The organism is Amycolatopsis sp. NPDC114478 (assembly GCF_055633805.1).
This window is the reverse complement of record NZ_JBVKDO010000008.1, coordinates 92,916-110,380: the sequence shown is the minus strand read 5'-3', so window position 1 is coordinate 110,380 and position 17,465 is coordinate 92,916. Positions and strand designations below refer to the sequence as shown.

General features: G+C 73.6%; 21 protein-coding genes. 7 read left to right on the top strand and 14 right to left on the bottom strand.

Features of this window, described 5'->3' with window-relative positions:
* Positions 1-28 precede the first annotated feature (28 nt).
* From ACZ7OH_RS23360 to ACZ7OH_RS23310, 11 genes are all read right to left on the bottom strand, one after another.
* Entirely contained in the window at positions 29-1,576 is a 1,548-nt protein-coding gene (locus tag ACZ7OH_RS23360; RefSeq protein ID WP_470282692.1) for an alpha/beta hydrolase, read from the bottom strand.
* A gap of 69 nt (positions 1,577-1,645) precedes the next feature.
* Positions 1,646-2,725, bottom strand: coding sequence for an ATP-dependent DNA ligase (locus tag ACZ7OH_RS23355; RefSeq protein WP_400889829.1), 1,080 nt, complete (start codon positions 2,723-2,725; stop codon positions 1,646-1,648).
* Positions 2,726-2,751: 26 nt separating this feature from the next.
* Positions 2,752-3,351 (bottom strand): Asp23/Gls24 family envelope stress response protein, encoded by a 600-nt coding sequence (locus ACZ7OH_RS23350; RefSeq protein WP_470282691.1) that lies wholly within the window; start codon positions 3,349-3,351, stop codon positions 2,752-2,754.
* A complete protein-coding gene (locus ACZ7OH_RS23345) occupies positions 3,348-3,884 on the bottom strand; it encodes a DUF6286 domain-containing protein (protein ID WP_470282690.1) in 537 nt (178 codons plus the stop codon). The genes ACZ7OH_RS23350 and ACZ7OH_RS23345 overlap by 4 nt, the downstream gene beginning before the upstream one ends.
* Positions 3,885-3,886: 2 nt before the next feature.
* Complete coding sequence (locus tag ACZ7OH_RS23340; RefSeq protein WP_470282689.1) at positions 3,887-4,237, bottom strand: Asp23/Gls24 family envelope stress response protein; 351 nt, start codon at positions 4,235-4,237, stop codon at positions 3,887-3,889.
* On the bottom strand, positions 4,234-4,410 hold the full coding sequence (locus tag ACZ7OH_RS23335; RefSeq protein WP_086674141.1) for a hypothetical protein: 177 nt from the start codon (positions 4,408-4,410) through the stop codon (positions 4,234-4,236). Before ACZ7OH_RS23335 ends, ACZ7OH_RS23340 begins: the two co-directional genes overlap by 4 nt.
* A 39-nt stretch (positions 4,411-4,449) precedes the next feature.
* Positions 4,450-4,689 carry a hypothetical protein gene (locus ACZ7OH_RS23330; protein WP_470282688.1) on the bottom strand — a complete coding sequence of 80 codons (240 nt, stop codon included), beginning with the start codon at positions 4,687-4,689 and terminating at the stop codon, positions 4,450-4,452.
* Positions 4,686-5,123 (bottom strand): Asp23/Gls24 family envelope stress response protein, encoded by a 438-nt coding sequence (locus tag ACZ7OH_RS23325; protein ID WP_400889839.1) that lies wholly within the window; start codon positions 5,121-5,123, stop codon positions 4,686-4,688. Before ACZ7OH_RS23325 ends, ACZ7OH_RS23330 begins: the two co-directional genes overlap by 4 nt.
* An 89-nt stretch (positions 5,124-5,212) precedes the next feature.
* Positions 5,213-5,626, bottom strand: coding sequence for an Asp23/Gls24 family envelope stress response protein (locus ACZ7OH_RS23320; RefSeq protein WP_470282687.1), 414 nt, complete (start codon positions 5,624-5,626; stop codon positions 5,213-5,215).
* Complete coding sequence (locus ACZ7OH_RS23315) at positions 5,626-6,180, bottom strand: RNA polymerase sigma factor (RefSeq protein ID WP_470282686.1); 555 nt, start codon at positions 6,178-6,180, stop codon at positions 5,626-5,628. The genes ACZ7OH_RS23320 and ACZ7OH_RS23315 overlap by 1 nt, the downstream gene beginning before the upstream one ends.
* On the bottom strand, positions 6,177-6,914 hold the full coding sequence (locus ACZ7OH_RS23310) for a pyrimidine reductase family protein (protein WP_470282685.1): 738 nt from the start codon (positions 6,912-6,914) through the stop codon (positions 6,177-6,179). Before ACZ7OH_RS23310 ends, ACZ7OH_RS23315 begins: the two co-directional genes overlap by 4 nt.
* A 90-nt stretch (positions 6,915-7,004) precedes the next feature.
* On the opposite strand from ACZ7OH_RS23310, the gene zapE reads away from it, so the two are divergent.
* On the top strand, positions 7,005-8,024 hold the full coding sequence (gene zapE / locus ACZ7OH_RS23305) for a cell division protein ZapE (RefSeq protein ID WP_470282684.1): 1,020 nt from the start codon (positions 7,005-7,007) through the stop codon (positions 8,022-8,024).
* On the opposite strand, the gene ACZ7OH_RS23300 is transcribed toward zapE, so the two are convergent.
* A complete protein-coding gene (locus ACZ7OH_RS23300) occupies positions 7,978-8,535 on the bottom strand; it encodes a phosphatase PAP2 family protein (protein ID WP_470282884.1) in 558 nt (185 codons plus the stop codon). The two genes, zapE and ACZ7OH_RS23300, sit on opposite strands and share 47 nt — an antisense overlap.
* A gap of 62 nt (positions 8,536-8,597) precedes the next feature.
* Between ACZ7OH_RS23300 and ACZ7OH_RS23295 the strand changes: the two genes are divergently transcribed.
* Positions 8,598-9,476: an FAD-dependent oxidoreductase gene (locus ACZ7OH_RS23295; RefSeq protein ID WP_470282683.1), complete on the top strand. Its 879-nt coding sequence runs from the start codon at positions 8,598-8,600 to the stop codon at positions 9,474-9,476.
* Here ACZ7OH_RS23295 and ACZ7OH_RS23290 read toward each other — a convergent pair.
* A complete protein-coding gene (locus ACZ7OH_RS23290) occupies positions 9,463-10,812 on the bottom strand; it encodes a DUF2252 domain-containing protein (protein WP_470282682.1) in 1,350 nt (449 codons plus the stop codon). The two genes, ACZ7OH_RS23295 and ACZ7OH_RS23290, sit on opposite strands and share 14 nt — an antisense overlap.
* Before the next feature lie 493 nt (positions 10,813-11,305).
* A complete protein-coding gene (gene rocD, locus ACZ7OH_RS23285) occupies positions 11,306-12,538 on the bottom strand; it encodes an ornithine--oxo-acid transaminase (RefSeq protein WP_470282681.1) in 1,233 nt (410 codons plus the stop codon).
* Between the two features lie 144 nt (positions 12,539-12,682).
* Between rocD and ACZ7OH_RS23280 the strand changes: the two genes are divergently transcribed.
* From ACZ7OH_RS23280 to ACZ7OH_RS23260, 5 genes are read left to right on the top strand one after another with little or no spacing between them, the layout of a single operon-like run.
* Positions 12,683-13,021, top strand: a complete 339-nt coding sequence (locus ACZ7OH_RS23280; RefSeq protein ID WP_470282680.1) for an ArsR/SmtB family transcription factor — start codon at positions 12,683-12,685, stop codon at positions 13,019-13,021.
* The gene (locus ACZ7OH_RS23275; RefSeq protein ID WP_470282679.1) at positions 13,018-13,485 is read left to right on the top strand and encodes an SRPBCC family protein; all 468 of its coding nucleotides are present in this window, start codon (positions 13,018-13,020) and stop codon (positions 13,483-13,485) included. Before ACZ7OH_RS23280 ends, ACZ7OH_RS23275 begins: the two co-directional genes overlap by 4 nt.
* Before the next feature lie 17 nt (positions 13,486-13,502).
* Positions 13,503-14,354 carry a polyphosphate kinase 2 family protein gene (locus ACZ7OH_RS23270; RefSeq protein ID WP_470282678.1) on the top strand — a complete coding sequence of 284 codons (852 nt, stop codon included), beginning with the start codon at positions 13,503-13,505 and terminating at the stop codon, positions 14,352-14,354.
* A gap of 20 nt (positions 14,355-14,374) precedes the next feature.
* Positions 14,375-16,474 carry a S9 family peptidase gene (locus tag ACZ7OH_RS23265; RefSeq protein ID WP_470282677.1) on the top strand — a complete coding sequence of 700 codons (2,100 nt, stop codon included), beginning with the start codon at positions 14,375-14,377 and terminating at the stop codon, positions 16,472-16,474.
* The gene (locus ACZ7OH_RS23260) at positions 16,471-17,421 is read left to right on the top strand and encodes an LLM class F420-dependent oxidoreductase (protein WP_470282676.1); all 951 of its coding nucleotides are present in this window, start codon (positions 16,471-16,473) and stop codon (positions 17,419-17,421) included. Before ACZ7OH_RS23265 ends, ACZ7OH_RS23260 begins: the two co-directional genes overlap by 4 nt.
* The last annotated feature ends 44 nt before the right edge of the window (positions 17,422-17,465 follow it).

The window sequence follows — 17,465 nt, the reverse complement described above, 5'->3', positions numbered from 1 at the left end:
GGAACCCGGTTTCCCACTCACGAGGGGGTCAGGCGGGGCAGAGGGTGCCGTCGGCCGGGACCTTGCCGTCCACGAGGAACGCCCGGGCGGCCTCCGTGACGCACGGGGACGTGCCCACCGCGCCGTGGCCCGCGCCCTGCCAGGTGATCGTCACCGCCGTCGGCATCTGGTCCGCCGCGCGGGTGCTGCCCACCTGCGGGGTCACCGGGTCGGCCGCTGTCGCCGTCACCAGGATCGGCGGCGCGCCCGTCGCGCCCGCCGGGGGCAGCGGCTCGGTGCGGACCGGCCACGGCCCGCACCACGCCAGCTGCTGGGCGACGACCGTGCCGAACTGCGGGTACTTCGTCCGCATCCCGGCGACGACCTGGTCGAGCTGGTCGGACGAAAGCCGCGTCTGGCTGTCGTTGCAGCGGGTCGCGATCGTCGCGTCCAGCCGGGACGGCTGCGCGCGCGAGTCGTGCAGCGCCGGCGCCGCGAACGCCGCCAGCGGCGCGATGTTCCCGCCCCGCGCCGCCACGATCGCGTCGGCCAGCTCCGGCCACCGCGAGCGCTGCGAAAGTCCCGAGTAGACCGCGTACATCGCCACCCCGGGCCCGAACGCGACGGCGTCGTCGGTCATCGGCGGCGCGGTCCGCAGCTGCCCGGTGAGCGCCGCCAGGGCCGCCTTCGGGTCGCCCAGGGCGCATCTGCGGGCCGCGCAGTCGGCGGCGAACGCGTCCAACGTCGTCTGGGCGCCGGCGGCGACGGCGTCGAGCACCGCCGCGGTGTCCGGGCCCGGGTCGGGGACGCCGTCGAGCACCATCCGGCCGACCTGACCGGGGAAGCGCACGGCGTACTCGGACAGCAGCTTCGAGCCGTCGCCGCGGCCGAGCGCGTTGAGCCGGTCCGAACCCAGCGCCTTCCGCAGCTCTTCGAGGTCGCCGGCGCCGCGCCAGCTGTCCAGCGCGGTCTGGGAGTCGTCCAGCTCGATCGCGCACTGCTGACCGGCCTTGCGCGCCGCGTCCAGCACGCCCTGCAGGTCGCCCTGCCCCGGGTCGGCGTCGATCAGGTCGTGCCGGATGTCCGGCGGCACGCACTGGACCGGGCCGGAGAGCCCGGTGCCGCGCCGGTCCAGCCCGACCAGCGAGAACTTCTCCAGGAACGCCGGCGGCAAGGTCGCGGCCAGCCGCGCGGCGTACACCGTGCCCGGCTCGCCGTCGACGTCGTTGACCACGACCAGCGGGATCGGCCCGGTGCCCACCTTCAGCGCCAGCAGCCGCACCACCGACCGCCGGGCCTCGCCGGGCGCGTCGAGCGGCGCGGTGACGCGGGCGCAGGTGAAGTGCAGGCTGTCCGGCACGGCCGGGGTGCCGATCCGCTGCCGGGTGTCGTCGTCGCAGTCGGCCCACCGCAGCGACGGCGACTGCGGCTCGGCCAGCGGCGGCAGCGGCACCGGCGGGGTGCCGGTGGGCGACGCGGGTGTCGTCTTCCCGTCGTTCTCCACGAGCGCCGGGCGGACCGACGGCCCCGCGGCGCAGCCCGCGGCGGAGGCCAGGGCGAGCAGCGCGACCAGGAGACGGGTACGGCGGCGGCGCACGGGCGAGGTCCTCACGTAGATCACAGGCAGGGTGGTGCCGAGCTTCGCACGGCCGGTGTGGGACGAGGGTTAGCGGGTCCGCACGACCTGGCCGCGGAACACGGCGTCGAGGTCGTAGCGGGCGGGCTCGTCGAGCTGGCTGTAGTCGCAGGACGCGGGTTCGCGGTCGGGGCGCCAGCGCTTGAACCGCGCGTTGTGCCGGAAGCGCGACGGCATGCCGCCTTCGGTGTTCTCGTAGGCGACCTCGACGACGCGCTCGGGCCGCAGCGGCACCCATTCGTGCTCGGTGGCGCGCCAGCGCGTGACGCCGCCGGGGATCCGCTGGGCCTCGCCGGTCGCGCGGCCGCCCCACGGGTGGTCTTCGCCGTCGGTGACCAGCGGCGCCAGCTCCTCGGCGAGTTCGCGACGGCGTTCCTTGGGGAACGAGCCGACCGTGCCGACGTGGTGCAGCACGCCCTTGTCGTCGTGCAGGCCCAACAGGAAGGAACCGACGAGCTCGCCGGGGCCGCCGTCGACGTGCCAGCGCAGCCCGGCGAGCACGCAGTCCGCGGTGCGCAGGTGCTTGTACTTGACCATCACCCGCTTGCCGGGCGTGTACGGCTCGTCGAGGGGCTTGCCGATGACGCCGTCGAGGCCCGCGCCCTCGAAGAGCTCGAACCAGTGCCGCGCGGTGTCCGGGTCGGTGGTCGCCGGGGTCAGCGGGAAGCGGTCGCCGGCCAGGTCGACGAGCCGCTCGCGGCGCGCCGACGTCGGCTCGTCGAGCAGGGACTCGTCGTCGAGGGCGAGGACGTCGAAGGCGACGAACTCGGCGGGCTGCTCGGCCGCCAGCAGCGTGATGCGGCTTTCGGCCGGGTGGATGCGCTCGGTGAGGGCGTCGAAGTCCAGCCGCCCGCCGCGCGCGACGACGAGCTCGCCGTCCAGCACGACCCGCGGCGGCAGCGTCTCCAGCAGCCGCGCGACGGCTTCCGGGAAGTACCGGTTGAGCGGCTTTTCCGCGCGGGACTGCAGGTACAGCTCGTCGCCGTCCTTGAAGACGATGCAGCGGAAGCCGTCCCACTTCGGTTCGAACAGCAGGCCCCCGGAGTCCGGGATGGCCTTCGCGGGCTTGGCGAGCATCGGCTTCAGCGGCGGCTGCAGCGGTAGGGGCATGCGGGCATTCTGCGGAAAGACGCCGTTCAGCGCACGCGTTTCGCCGTGCTCGTGTCGAGCTCCAGGCGGACGGCCGTGGGCAGGACGTCGAGGCCGAGCGAGTCCCGGGCCCTGGTCAGCACGCGGGCGTCGAGGTCTTCCCAGACGCTCTTGAGGTCGGTGCCCTCGTGCAGCCACAGGGTGATGCGCAACGCGGGAGACGTCCGGGAGCCGACGGCGCGGACCCGGGCGCGGCTCACGCCGTCGAGCTGTTCGGCGTCGGCCTGGACCGCGCCGGAGATCGCGGCGGCGGTGACGACCAGTTCGGCGCCCTCGGTGCGGTCGAGGTCCAGGTCGGGCCGCGGCTCCGGGCGCAGCGAGCGCACGGTGCCGCGCAGGCCGGCCACGAGCAGCAGGATCCCGAGCACGATGGCGGCGATCCGGGCGGGCGTGGCGTGGCCGCCGAGCCAGTCGAGCGCCATCGGGTCGAGCAGCGGCCGGCGGCCGCGGAACTCGCCCAGCACGCCGAAGCCGACCACCAGGGCCAGCGCGCCGCCGAGCAGGGCCAGCAGCCCGACGAGGAACACCCACGCGCGTTCGCCCGCGTACGACCTGGACAGCGCCTTCGCGGCGACCGACTTGCTCATCGGCGGTCCTTCGGGGAGTCGACGACGACCGACACCTTCGGCCGCCGCGCGAGGGGGACGTCGTCGAGCAGCGCGGACACGGTTTCCAGCAGCCGCGGCCGCAGCTCGCCTTCGGTTTCGAGGGTGCTCTTCGCGCGGACGCGGACGCGGCGGGCGCTCGCGGTGACCGTCGCGCCGGCGACGTTGTCCTGCGCGCGCACGGTGAGCCCGACCAGCCGGGCCAGCGAGCGTGGCGACGTCGAGACGCTCACCTCGCCGGCCGGGTCGGTCAGCCGGACCGCGCGGTTGCCGGCGGCCAGTGCGCACAGCAGCAGGACAAGGCCCGCGGCGGCGAGCACGCCGGCACCGACGCGTACCACGTAGGCGTCCCAGCCCAGCGACGCGAGCTGCGCCTGCCAGCGCGGCCACGGCACCAGCAGCGGGCCCGCGGCCGGGCGCCACCAGTGCCAGCCGACTTCCAGGGCGAGCACCGCCCCGGCGGCGGCGAAGGCCAGGCCGAGCAGGGTCGACAGGAGGCGGACGACCAGGCGCACGGCTACCGCACCCTCGGCGCCACCGCGGGCCGCAGCGCGGACACCGTCACGGCGAGAGTCCGCACGTGGTAGCCGGTGAGCAGCTCGACCTCTTCGGTGACCTTCTCGCGCACGACCCCGACGACGGTCCGCACCGGCGCGGGGTACTGCAGGGCGAGGTCCAGCGCGAGGTCGACGTCGTTGTCGAGCCCGCCGACCTTCGCCTTGGCGCCCTTCTTGCCGTCGGTCGCGGTGCCGGGGACCTGGTCGGCGGCGTGCTGGGCGACCTTGCGCACCACGGCGTGCCCGACGGTGAGGGTGCCGCGCTCGGCCGGTTCGGCGAGCTCGCGCGGCACGTCCAGGACGCGGCTCACTTGTCGCGGCCCTTGCCGAAGAGCTCGCCGAGGTCGAGCTCGCCGTCGAGGACCCGGCCGGCGACCAGGCCGATGATGCCGACGGCCAGCGTCACCAGGAACGCGGTGAACCCCTGGGACGCGGCGAGGCCGAGGATCAGCCCGGCCAGGAGCCCGGTCTGCGTTGCGTTCACATGTCCTCCTTGGACGGTCCTTCGTGCGGAAGGTGCACCTCAGCGCACCCGGGGTGGCCGCCGGCGGAAGCGGGCGACGAGCGCGGCGAACCCGCGGCGGCGGGCGGTGAAGCTCACCGGGGCGTCGTAGCGGGAGTCCACTTCGGACTGCCCGGCGCGGAACCGGGCCAGGCCTTCGGCGAACACCGCCGGGTCGCCGCCCACGTCCGGGTGGTGGGCGCGGACGAACGCCCGGAAGGCCGCCCGGCCCGCCGGATCGTCCCCGCCGCGCCCGGTCATTCCACCCGCGTCGATTCGGCTTCTTCTTCGCCGGGCAGGTGGATGTCGTTGACCGCGATGTTCACCTCGATGACCTCGAGGCCGGTGATCTGCTCGACCGCGGTGATCACGTTGCGCCGCACCGCGCGGGCGACGTCGGCGATGCGCGCGCCGTACTCGACGATCACGTCGAGGTCGATCGCCGTCTGCTTCTCGCCGACCTCCACGGCCACGCCGGTGGTGCTCACCGTGCCGGAGCCGGGGATGCGCTCGCGCAGCGCGCCGATCGCGCGCGACACCCCGCCGCCGCCCAGGGCGTGCACCCCGGGGACCTCGCGGGTGGCCAGGCCGGCGACCTTCTGCACGACCAGCGAGGAGATGGTGGTGCGGCCGGCGGTGCCTTCCTCGTTGAGCGGGGTCACCGTGCCGGGGCTTTCGGTCCGTTCCGGGTGCATGCGTGCGGGCTCCTCTCGCGGCGGTCTCTCGCCCGTACGATGCCCACGGGCGGCCAAACCTCACGGAAGCTCACCCGATCGGGGGAACGTCAGTCCCGGTGGACGTCCACGACGTGCACGTTCACCGTCGCCGGCGTCCCGAGGTGGCGAGCCAGCTGTGCGGTGACCTCCCGCCGCAGCGCTTCGGCGGCTTCGTCGGCGGCGACGCCGAACCGCACCGACACCAGCAGCTGCACGGCGTCGTCCTCGACCGCGACGGCCGAAACCCGCACCCCGTCCGGCGCCCGTTCGCCGGCGATCGCCGTGGCCAGCCGGGTGACCACGCTCTCCGCGACGCGGAGGTCACCGTCGTCGCCGGGCACCTCGACGGCCGTCCGGCGGCCGCGCGCGACGGCCCGCAGCACGCGTTCGACGAGCCCGGGCGGCGTCGGCACCCGGCGCCGGGCCGCCGCGCGCACGGCGTCCCAGCGGGGGTCCCGCTCGGGGTCCTGTGGCTCGGCCATCACCGCTCCCTCAACTCGGCGAGCAGCGCCACCCTGGCCCGGTGCAGCCGGGAACGCAAGGCACCGACGTTCACGTCGAGCACTTCGGCGACCTCTTCGTAGCTCAGCCCCTCCAGCTCGCGCAGCACCAGCGGCACCCGCTGCGAGAGCTCCAGCCGGCCGATCGCGCGCAGCACCGCGTCGACCTCCTCGGCCTGCACGACCCGGCCTTCGGGGCCCGGGACGGCGGCGGCGAGCAGCGCCGTGTCCACAGTGGACCGATCGGCGGGCTCGTCGAGCGACACCGTCGGACGGCGGCGGCGCAGGAGCGCGAGGGCGCTGTTGGTGACCACGCGGTAGAGCCACGTCGAGACGGCGGATTCGTGCCGGAAGCCGGGAAGGGCGCGCCACGCGGCGAGCCACGAGTCCTGCACGACGTCCTCGGCTTCGGCCGCGCTGCCCGTGATCCGCAGCGCGACGCGGTACATCCGGGGCGTGTGCCGCCGCACGAGCGCGCCGAACGCGGCGTCGTCGCCGGCCGCGGCCCGGCAGACCAGGTCGGCGTCGTCGCTCACCCGGCGTCCCGGCGGTAGCGCAGGAGCGTGAAGCCGTCCTCGACCAGGATCGACGCCAGCGCGAGCCGGCGCGGGACGGCGACCGGCCCCGCGGCGATCCGCGACGCGGGACCGGCCACGAGCAGCGGCGCGACCGTCAGGCACAGCTGGTCGACGAGATCGGCTTCGACCAGCTGCGCGAACAGCCGCGGCCCGCCCTCGCACGCGACGCGCCGCAGCCCGCGCGCGGCGAGCAGGTCCAGCGCGCGCCGGACGTCGACATCGGTGTCCCCGGCCCGCAGGATCTCCGCCCCGGCTTCCTCCAGCGGTCCGGTCTCGGCGGTCTCCGTGGTCACCACGATCGGGGGCACGACGGTCTCGGTGAACAGCCGGGACGCGGGGTCGAGGTCCGCGGTGCGCGTCACGACGGCGATCGGCGGGACGGTGTCGAAGCCGAGCCGGCGACGGCGGTCGAGGCGTTTCGGGCCCGCGACCACGCCGCGGTAGTCCTCGGCGCGGGCGGTGCCGGCGCCGACCAGGATCACGTCGGCGAGGTCGCGCCCGAGCAGGAAGACCTTGCGGTCGGCGGCGTGCGACAGCCCGGCGGAGGTCGTGTCGACCTCGACGGCGCCGTCGGCCGAGGCGACGAAGTTGACCTGCACCCACGGGCGGTCGAGGTCCTTCGGGTAGGCGTAGATCTCTTCCAGGTCGACTCCGGTCAGCTCGCCCGTCGTAGAGGGCCACACACTCCGCACGCCGACAATCCCAGCACGGGCGTGAAGTGCGTCTCGACCGGGGGACATCGCCACCCGGTGGGGTCAGCCGCGCCGTTAGGCTCTGCGACCATGCCCGCGCACCTCACCGACCGCCGTCCCGAGCTGTCTTCCGACGAGCTGATCGGCGCTCTGGTGCCCCCGCCGCGCTTCGACGCCGTCCGGTTCGAGACGTACATTCCCAACCCGGACGAGCCCAGCCAGGCCGCCGCGGTGGAGTCCTGCTCGGCGTTCGCCGCCAAGGTCGGGGCGCGCAAGGAGAAGAAGCGCTTCAAGCTCTTCGGCGGCTCGTCCGAGCCGGCCCGGCCGATGGGGCTCTACCTCGACGGCGGGTTCGGCGTCGGCAAGACCCACCTGCTCGCCTCGACGTGGCACGCGGCGCCCTCGCCCAAGGCGTACGGGACGTTCGTCGAGCTGACGCACCTGGTCGGCGCGCTGGGCTTCGCCGAGGCCGTGCGGCGCCTGTCGGAGCACCGGATCCTGGCCATCGACGAGTTCGAACTGGACGACCCGGGCGACACCACGCTGGTCACGCGGCTGCTGCAGGAGCTGATGGACGCGGGCGTCCACGTCGCGGCGACGTCGAACACCCTCCCGGAGAAGCTCGGCGAAGGCCGGTTCGCCGCCGAAGACTTCCTGCGCGAGATCCAGACGCTCTCGGCCCGGTTCGGCGTCGTGCGCGTCGACGGCCCGGACTACCGCCACCGCGGCCTGCCGGACGCGCCGCCGCCGGTTTCGCCGGAGGTCCTCGAAGAGTCCGTCGCGGCCCACGAAGGGTCCACTGTGGACGACTTCGACGCGTTGGTCGAGCACCTGGCTTCGCTGCACCCTTCCCGGTACGGGCGGCTGCTCGACGGCGTCACCCGGGTGCACCTGCGGGACATCCACCCGGCGCCGGACCAGAACGTGGCACTGCGGCTGGTCGCGTTCGCCGACCGGCTCTACGACCGGGCCATTCCGGTGGTCGTCTCCGGCGAGCCGCTGCCGGCGCTGTTCACCGAGGAGATGGTGAACGGCGGCTACCGCAAGAAGTACCTGCGCGCGGTCAGCCGGCTGACGGCGCTGGCGCGGGACGCGGCGCCGGCCACATGAGAAGCACGACGGCGACCGCGAACAGCGTGCCGCCGGCGACGTCGGTGAGGTAGTGGTAGCCGAGGCCGACCAGCCCGGCCGCGGCGGCGAGCAGCGCCAGCGCGCTCAGTACCACCACGAACGCCTTGCGCGTGACGAGCACGAGCACGGTCAGCACCGCGACCAGGCTCACGGTGTGGCCGCTCGGGTATACGAGGGTGTCGTTCTTCCACCGGTCGTACAGCGGTTTGAGCAGGACGGCGGTCAGCAGGACCGCCAGCAGCGGCACGGCGAGCGCGAGCACGGCCTCCCGTTTCCGGCCCGCGCGCAGGCACAGGACGACGGCGAGGGCGCCGAGCGCGCACACGACGTACGGCTCGGTCGGGAAGACCAGCGCGCGCAGTACGCCGGGGCTCAGGTGCGCCGTCCACCCGGCGACCACGGCGTCGATCGCGCCCGGGGTGGACCCGCCGGCGAACGGCAGTCCCAGCAGCAGCGCGAGCAGCCCGCAGACCGCGGCCGGCACCCACATCGTCCTCACCCGCGCGAGGGTAGCCGCGACTCCGTCGTGCGGCTGTCTGCCACGATGCGGGAATGCGCATCACGGTGGCGGGGGCCGGGATCATCGGCCTGAGCTGCGCGTACCGGCTGGCCGGGGCGGGCCACGACGTGACGGTCGTCGCGGCGGCCGGCCCGGGGGAGTCGACGTCGGCGGTGGCGGGCGGGGTGCTGTACCCGCCGGTGCGCCGCCCGGACAAGCGGATCGCGCGCTGGACGGCGGAGACCCTGGCCGTCCTGCGGGCGCAGGAGGCGCCGGGGGTGCGGTTCCGCCGCGGCCGCGTCCTGCCGGCGCCAGGGGAGCCGGAGCCGCAGTGGCTCCGGGCGATGATCGACCCGGTCCGCGACGGCGACCAGCTGGTGTTCACGACGGCGCTGGCCGACACGCCGGTGTACCTGCAGTGGCTGCTGGCGCAGGTGGTCGCACTGGGCGTGCGGGTCGAACACCGGTCGCTGACTTCGCTGGCGAGCCTGGGTCCGTTGGTGAACGCGGCGGGCCTGGGCGCGGGCCCGTTGGCGGGCGACGGTTCGATGGTCCCGATCGGCGGCCAGGTCGTGCACCTGGCCGACCCGGGCCTGCCGGAGTTCGTGGTGGACGAGAGGGGCCCGGGCGTGACGTACGTCATCCCGCACGGCGGCCACGTGGTGTGCGGCGGAACGGAGGAGCCGGGCCGCGGAGACACGGTCCCGAACCCGGGCGTGACGGCGGACATCGTGCTCCGGTGCCGCGAGCTGGTGCCGGCGTTGGCGGGCGCGGAGGTGCTGCGGTCGGCGGTGGGGTTGCGCCCGTTCCGGCCGGTGGTGCGGCTGGAGCGAACCGGTGAGGTCGTGCACTGCTACGGGCACGGCGGGGCGGGGATCACGTTGGCGTGGGGCTGCGCCGCCGACGTCGTCGAACTGTTCAGCGCCGGGTGAAAGCGGCGTGGTCGGCTTCCGTGCGGTCGGCGTACCGCACGGCGTACGCGCCCATGGCTTCGTCCAATTCGGAGTCGTCGGCGAAATACCCCGCCAGCAGCTTCGGGTGCAGCGAGCGCGTGTGGGCTCGGGCCAGCAGTGCGCCGGCCAGTCGGCCGTAGTCGTCGAGGTGGTCCTTCTCCAGCTCCGCCGGGTCGATGTCGCCCTTGAGGTTGCGGAACTGGCGCACGATGTACGGGACGCCGTCGATCGTGGTCCAGCCCAGCAGGATGTCCGTCTCGGCCTGGACCAGCCGGGCGCCGTCGACGATGCGCTGTCCTTCGTGGTCCGCCGGCGGCAGGTCGAGGTACGGCGCCAGCGCGGGCTTCGCCGCCTGCTTCACCTGCAGGACCAGGTCTTCGTCGTCGTTTCCGTGCAGCAGGGCGACGTAGCTGCGCAGCCCGACGCTGCCCGTCCCGACCACGCGGAAGGCGACGTCGGCGATCCGGTACCGCTCGATCAGCGTCCGCCGCGACTCGCGCAGAGTGTCCACATAGGACACCAATCCGGCGGCGACGGCTTCGGCGGTCTTCTCGTCGACGTGCGTGAGGACCGGCGGGTCCTCGACGAACCGGTGGCGCGCCAAGCCGGTCTCGTGGTCGTCGACGCGCTCGGTCCACTTCGCGGCGACCTTCGCGCTGTCGTTCTTGCGGGCCTTCTCGGCGGCGTCGGCGAAGTCGTCGATCAGCTCGTCCGCGCGGGCCTTCGACAGCACCGACGAGTCCGGCAACGCGTTCCACGACCGCAGGAACGGTAGATCGGCCAGCGCGCGGATGGTCCGCCGGTAGGACTTCACGGCGTCTTCGGCGGCCTCGCGGCAGCCGGCCTCGCCGATGCCGCCCTCGCGCCCGGCGAGCACGAGGCTGGCGGCGAGCCGCTTGAGGTCCCACTCCCACGGGCCCGGGACGGTCTGGTCGAAGTCGTTGATGTCCATCACGATCTTGCCCTCGGGCGTGCCGTAGAGCCCGAAGTTGGCGGCGTGGGCGTCGCCGCAGAGCTGGGCGGTCAGCCCGGAGCCCGGCGTCCCGGCGAGGTCGGCGCCCATCAGCCCGGCGGCGCCGCGGAAGAAGGTGAACGGCGACGCCGACATGCGCTCGCGCCGGAGTTCGACCAGCTCCGGCAGACGGCCCGCGTTGCTGGCGTCGAAGTACTGGTTCGCGCTCGGCCGGCCCGCCCCGGCGGCCTCGTGGTCGTGCGCGGTGACCGGGAGCTTCTCCCGGAGCTGTTTCCCCTGCTCGTACAGCTCGGCCGGTGTGACGCTGTTCGTGCCCACCAGCGGGCGCTCCGCGAATCCCATACCGGGCACAACGTCCGAAGGGGACGTTCTGCTCCCGGCGGCGAGGGTGGTCGCCCGGCCGGGCTGCGCGGGCTGGGGGACGGGGAGGGCGTTCGACCGGGGTGGGGCGGGCTGCCGCGACATGGCGGCGGGGTGGCGGGGCTGCCGCACCACGGCGGTGGGGTTGCGAGGGCTGTCGCAACACGGTGGCGGGGTTGCGAGGGCTGCTGCGACATGGCGGCGGGGTGGCGAGGGCTGCTGCGACATGGCGGCGGGGTGGCGAGGGCCGCCGCACCACGGCGGCGGGGGTGGCGCGGGCTGCCGCGACACGGCGGCGGGGGTGCGAGGGCTGCCGCGCCATGGCGGCGGGGGCGGCGCGGCTGCCGCACCACGGCGGCAAAGAAGGGCCAGTCTCCGCGCCCGATCGTCGTCGGGCGCGGACGGCCGGCCGGTTCGGCGAGTTGTGCTCCGGATGCCGCCGGGGCGGGAGGCTCACCCGGCGGCATCCGGCGTCTCAGGGGCGGATGACCTCGGCGATCGCGTCGATGCCGCGGTCCAGCTCCTCGCGGGTGATCACCAGCGGCGGCGCCACGCGCAGCGTGCGCTCGTGCGTCTCCTTGCACAGCACGCCGCGCCCGGCCAGGGCTTCCGACGCCTCGCGGCCCGACGGCCCGCCCGGGGCGATGTCGAGGCCCGCCCACAGGCCGCGGCCGCGGACCTCGGACAACCCGTGGCCGATCAGCGAGTTCAGCCGTGCGTGCAGGTGCGCGCCCAGCTCCGTCGAGCGCTGCTGGAACTCGCCCGTGGCGAGGAGCTTGACCACCGCGCGGCCGATCGCGCAGGCCAGGGGGTTGCCGCCGAACGTCGAGCCGTGCTCGCCCGGCTTCAGCACGCCCAGCACGTCGCGGCGGCCGACCACCGCGGACACCGGCATGATGCCGCCGCCGAGGGCCTTGCCGAGGGTGTACACGTCCGCGCGGACGCCTTCGTGGTCCAGCGCCAGCACCGTGCCCGTGCGGGCCAGGCCGGACTGGATCTCGTCGGCGATCAGCAGCACGCCGTGTTCGTCGCAGGCCGCGCGGACGTCGGCGAAGTAGCCCTCCGGCGGCACGATCACGCCGGCCTCGCCCTGCACCGGCTCCAGCAGCACCGCGGCGGTGCGCGGGGTGATCGCATCGCGCAGTGCGGCGGCGTCGCCGTACTTCACCGTGACGAAGCCCGGCGTGAACGGGCCGAAGTCGGCGCGCGCGGTCTCGTCGGTCGAGAAGGACACGATCGTCGTCGTCCGGCCGTGGAAGTTCGAGCCGGCGACGATGATCTCGGCGGTGCCGTCCGGTACGCCCTTGACCCGGTGCGCCCACTTCCGGGCGATCTTGACCGCGGACTCGACGGCTTCGGCGCCGGAGTTCATCGGCAGCACCAGCTCGGTGCCGGTCAGCTCGGCCAGCTCGCGGCAGAACAGGCCCAGCTGGTCGTGGTGGAACGCCCGCGACGTCAGCGTGACGCGGCCGAGCTGGTCCACGGCGGCGGCGACCAGGTCCGGGTGGCGGTGGCCGAAGTTCAGGGCCGAGTAGCCGGACAGGAAGTCCAGGTAGGAGCGGCCTTCGACGTCGGTCACCGAAGCTCCGGAAGCTTCCGCGATCACGACGGGCAGGGGGTGGTAGTTGTGCGTGCTCCACCGCTCGTCGAGCTCGATGAAGCTCGCGGCGGTGGGGGCGGCGGTCTCCCGGCCGGCGAACGTCGTCATGCGTTCAGGTTAAAGGCAGAAGACGCAGAGTTCAGCCGGGAATCGTTGCTTTCACCCGTCTTTCGTTGCGCAATCCGCGGGTAACACCCCCGAAACAGTGCGCGGCGGTTGACGAGCCCGTTGGTAAGCCGTAACTTACGGTTCGTGGCGACTTACGGAAGCGACCAGCTGGCCGCGCTGGCCGACCCGTCGCGGCGCGCGATCGTCGAAGCGCTCCGCGCCGGGCCGCGCGCGGTCGGCGAGCTGGCCGCGGACCTGCCGATCAGCCGCCCGGCCGTCTCCCAGCACCTGAAGGTGCTCAAAGAAGCCGGCCTGGTCGCGGACCGGGCCGAGGGCACGAAGCGGCTCTACCGCCTCGAGCCCGACGGCATCGCCGCGGTGCGCGCCTACCTCGACCGGATGTGGTCGGACGCGCTGCGCTCGTTCGCCGAGCACGCCGAAGCCACCGAACCCACGGGATCCACCGAAGAGGAGCAGTCATGACCCTGGAACCGATCCGCAAGACGATCACCGTCGCCTGCTCGCGCGAGCACGCCTTCAAGACCTACACCGAGGCCTTCGACAGCTGGTGGCCGCGCGAGCACCACCTGGGCGAAGCCGACCTCGCCGAGGCTGTCCTGGAGCCGAAGCCGGGCGGCCGCTGGTACGAGAAGACCGTCGACGGCGCCGAATGCCAGTGGGGCGAGGTGCTCGTCTGGGAGCCACCCGCCCGGGTGGTCCTGTCGTGGCGCATCGACGGCGACTGGAAGATCGACCCGGACCCGGCGCACGCCAGCGAGATCGAAGTCAGGTTCATCGAGGAAGGGCCGCGCAGTACGCGCGTGGAGCTGGAGCATCGGGAGTTCGAGCGGCACGGCGAAACCGCGCAGAAGGTCCGTGACGGCGTGTCCACCGACGGCGGGCACGGCGGTCTGCTGAAACTCTTCGCCGAGAAAGCTGCCGCCTGAGCGGGTAACTTCGCGAGATGGCCAAGAAGGACGCAGGAAGCCGGGTCCGGGACGCGCTGCGCGTCGGCGCGGAGCTGCCGGACCCGGGCTCGACTCCGGTCGGCCCCGGCAAGAAGCCCAAGGCGCTGGCCAAGCTCGACAGCGCCGGCGAGCGGTTGTCGGCGCTGCAGGAGGCGCTCTACGCCGAGGGCGTCGGCGGCGGGCAGCGCAGCGTGCTGCTGGTGCTGCAGGGCATGGACACCTCGGGCAAGGGCGGCACGGTCTCGCACGTGCTCGGCCTGGTGAACCCGATGGGCGTGCATTACGCCGCGTTCAAGAAGCCCACCGCGGCCGAGCGGCGCCACCACTACCTGTGGCGGATCCGCAAGCAGCTGCCCAAGCCCGGCCAGATCGGCGTCTTCGACCGCTCGCACTACGAGGACATCCTGGTCCCGCGGGTGTCCGGGCTGTTGACCGCGGCCGAGCGCCGCCGCCGCTACGGCGAGATCAACGCCTTCGAGCAGGAGCTGACGGAGACGGGCACGACCGTCGTCAAGGTGTTCCTGCACATCTCGCCGGAAGAGCAGCTCAGGCGGCTGAAGGCCCGGCTGGAGACGCCCGAGAAGCGCTGGAAGTACAACCCGGGCGACCTCGAGGCGCGCTCGCACTGGCCGGCCTACCAGGAGGCCTACGCCGACATCTTCAAGAAGACGTCGACCGCCCACGCTCCCTGGTACGTCGTGCCCGCCGACCACAAGTGGTACCGGAACTGGGCCGTCGCCGAACTGCTGATCGAAACCCTCACGGAGCTGAAGCCGACGTTCCCGGAGCCGGACTACGACGTCGCCGAGGAGCTGGCGAAGCTGAAGGGCGTTGGCGTACCCGCGTGATCGTCTGAAAGAGTGCGGACGTGACCGATGTCGACGACCTCCCGTTCCTCCGCAAGCAGGCCCGGACCCAGCGCTTCACCCTCGGCGCGCCGAAGGAGTTCCGGGTCGCCCCGGACGCCTCGCGCGTGCTGTTCCTGCGCGCGGAGTCGGGCACCGACCCCCGGCACAGCCTCTGGTCGGCCGACCTCGCGACCGGCGCCGAGACGAAGCTGGTCGACGCCGCCGAGCTGCTGCCCGGCGAGGAGGAGCTGCCCGCCGAGGAGCGCGCGCGGCGCGAACGCGCCCGCGAAACCGGCGGTGGCGTCGTCCACTACGGAGTCGACGCGGGCTTCACGGTCGCCGCGTTCTCGCTCTCGGGCAAGCTCTACACCCTGGACCTCGCGTCCGGCGAGGTGACACTGCGTGTCGACGGCGCCGTCATCGACCCGCGGCCGAACCCGACCGGCACGCACGTCGCGTACGTGCAGAACCGGCGGCTGCACGTCATGGAGCTGGCCACCGGCGACGACCGCGTGCTCGTCGAGGAAGACGGCGAGGACATCGCCTGGGGCCTCGCCGAGTTCATCGCGGCCGAGGAGATGGACCGCACCCGCGGCTACTGGTGGGCCCCGGACGGCCGGAGCGTCCTCGCCGAGCGTTCCGACCGCGGCCCGGTGCCGCGCTGGACCATCGCCGACCCGGCCAACCCGCAGAACCCGGCCAACGTCGTCGCGTACCCGGCCGCGGGCACCACGAACGCGCTGGTTTCGCTTTCCGTGCTCGGCCTCGACGGCTCCCGCGTGGACGTCGCGCCGGGGGAGTGGGAGTACCTGGCCTCGGTGCACTGGTCGGCCGGCGGCGCGCCGCTGCTCGCCGTGCAGCCGCGCGACCAGAAGCGGATGGACGTCCTGGCCCTGGACGTCGCCGACGGCTCGACGTCGGTGCTGCACACCGCGTCCGACCAGCACTGGATCGACATCGTCGGCGGCGTCCCGGCGTGGACGCCCGACGGCCGCCTGGTCGTCGAGGGCATGGTGGACGGCGACCACCGGCTGTTCGTCGGCGGCGAGGCCGTCACGCCGGCCGGGCTGCAGCTGCGCGCCGTCCTCGACGTCGGCGAGGAGATCCTGTTCAGCGCCTCCGAAGACGACCCGACGCAGATCCACGTGTTCCGGACCGAGGGCGCGTCGATCCGCCGTCTGTCCACTGTGGACGGCGTGCACCACGGCTCCGGGAATGCGGCGGTCACCGTGCTTTCGTCGTGGAGCCTCGAACACAGCGGGCCTCGGGTCTCGGTGCTGCGCGACGGCTCGCCGGTGGCGTCGATCGAGGCGTCCACTGTGGACCCGGACATCGTGCCCAACCTGACCTGGCTGACGCTGGGGGAGCGGGGGCTGCGCGCGGCGCTGCTCCTGCCGCGCGGCTACGAGCCGAGCGAGGGCAAGCTGCCGGTGCTGCTCGACCCGTACGGCGGCCCGCACGCCCAGCGCGTCCTGCAGAGCCGCAACGCCTTCCTGACGTCACAGTGGCTGGCCGACCAGGGCTTCGCGGTGCTCGTCGCGGACGGCCGCGGCACACCGGGCCGCGGCGCGGTGTGGGAGCGTGAGATCCACGGCCGCCTCGCCGACGTCACCTTGCAGGACCAGGTGGACGCGCTGCAAGCGGCGTCCGCTCAGTTCCCGGAGCTGGACGTGGAGCGTGTCGCGATCCGGGGCTGGTCCTACGGCGGCTACCTGTCGGCGCTGGCGGTGCTGCGCCGGCCGGACGTGTTCCACGCGGCGGTCGCGGGCGCGCCGGTCACCGACTGGTCGTTGTACGACACGCACTACACCGAGCGGTACCTGGGCAAACCGCAGGACGAAGCCGAGAGTTACGCGCACAACTCGCTGATCGAGAGCGCTGCGGAATTGAGCCGCGCGCTGCTGATCGTGCACGGGCTGGCCGACGACAACGTGTTCGTCGCGCACTCGTTGCGGCTGTCGTCGGCGTTGCTGGCGAAGGGGCGGCCGCACGTCTTCCTGCCGCTGGCGGGCGCCACCCACATGACACCGCAGGCCGAAGAGGTCGCGGAGAACCTGATGCGCACGCAGGTGGACTGGCTGCTGCGCGAGCTTTCCGCCGTGGACAAGGAGAACGCATGAGCCGCTGGGGCCTCACGATCCCGTTGACCGGGGTGCCGCTGACGGCGCACCGCGAGCTGGTCGAGCAGCTGCCGGACCTGGGCTACACCGACGCGTGGACGGCGGAGACGGCGGGGACCGACGCGTTCACGCCGTTGGTGCTGGCTTCGCAGTGGGCGCCGCAGCTGCGCCTCGGCACGGCGATCGTCCCGGTGTACACGCGCGGCCCGGGGCTGCTGGCGATGCAGGCGGCGACGGTCGCGGAGCTGGCGCCCGGCCGGTTCGTCCTCGGCATCGGCGCGTCGTCCCCGGTGATCGTCTCCCAGTGGAACGCGGCCTCCTTCGAAGAGCCGTTCGCGCGGACGCGGGACACGCTGCGGTTCCTGCGGTCGGCGCTGGCGGGGGAGAAGGTCACCGAGAAGTACGACACGTTCGCGGTGTCGAAGTTCCGGCTGGAGCGCCCGGCCGACCCGCCGCCGTCGATCATGCTGGCGGCGTTGCGCCCGGGCATGCTTCGCCTCGCGGCTCGCGAGGCCGACGGCGCGATCACGAACTGGCTGGCGGCTTCGGACGTGCCCCGGGTGCGGTCGGTGGTGGGTCCGGACATCGAGCTGGCGGCCCGCATCTTCGTCTGCCCCACGGAAGACGCCGAGGCGGCGCGCGGCCTGGGTCGGATGCTGATCTCGAGCTACCTGACGGTCCCGGTGTACGCGGCGTTCCACGAGTGGCTCGGCCGCGGCGAGGCGCTGGCCCCGATGCACGAGGCGTGGGCGGCCGGGGACCGGCAGAAGGCGAACCAGGTGATCCCGGACTCGGTCGTCGACGAGCTGGTGATCCACGGCAGCGTGGAGTCGTGCCGGGAACAGGTGCAGTCCTATGTGGACAACGGGCTGACGACGCCGATCATCGCGCTGCTGCCGACCGGCGGGGACCCCTTCGAGCAGGTGCGCGGCCTGGCGCCGCGCTGATATTCCGTTGCCGCCTCCGGCGCCCGGGTGTTTCCTGGGCGCCG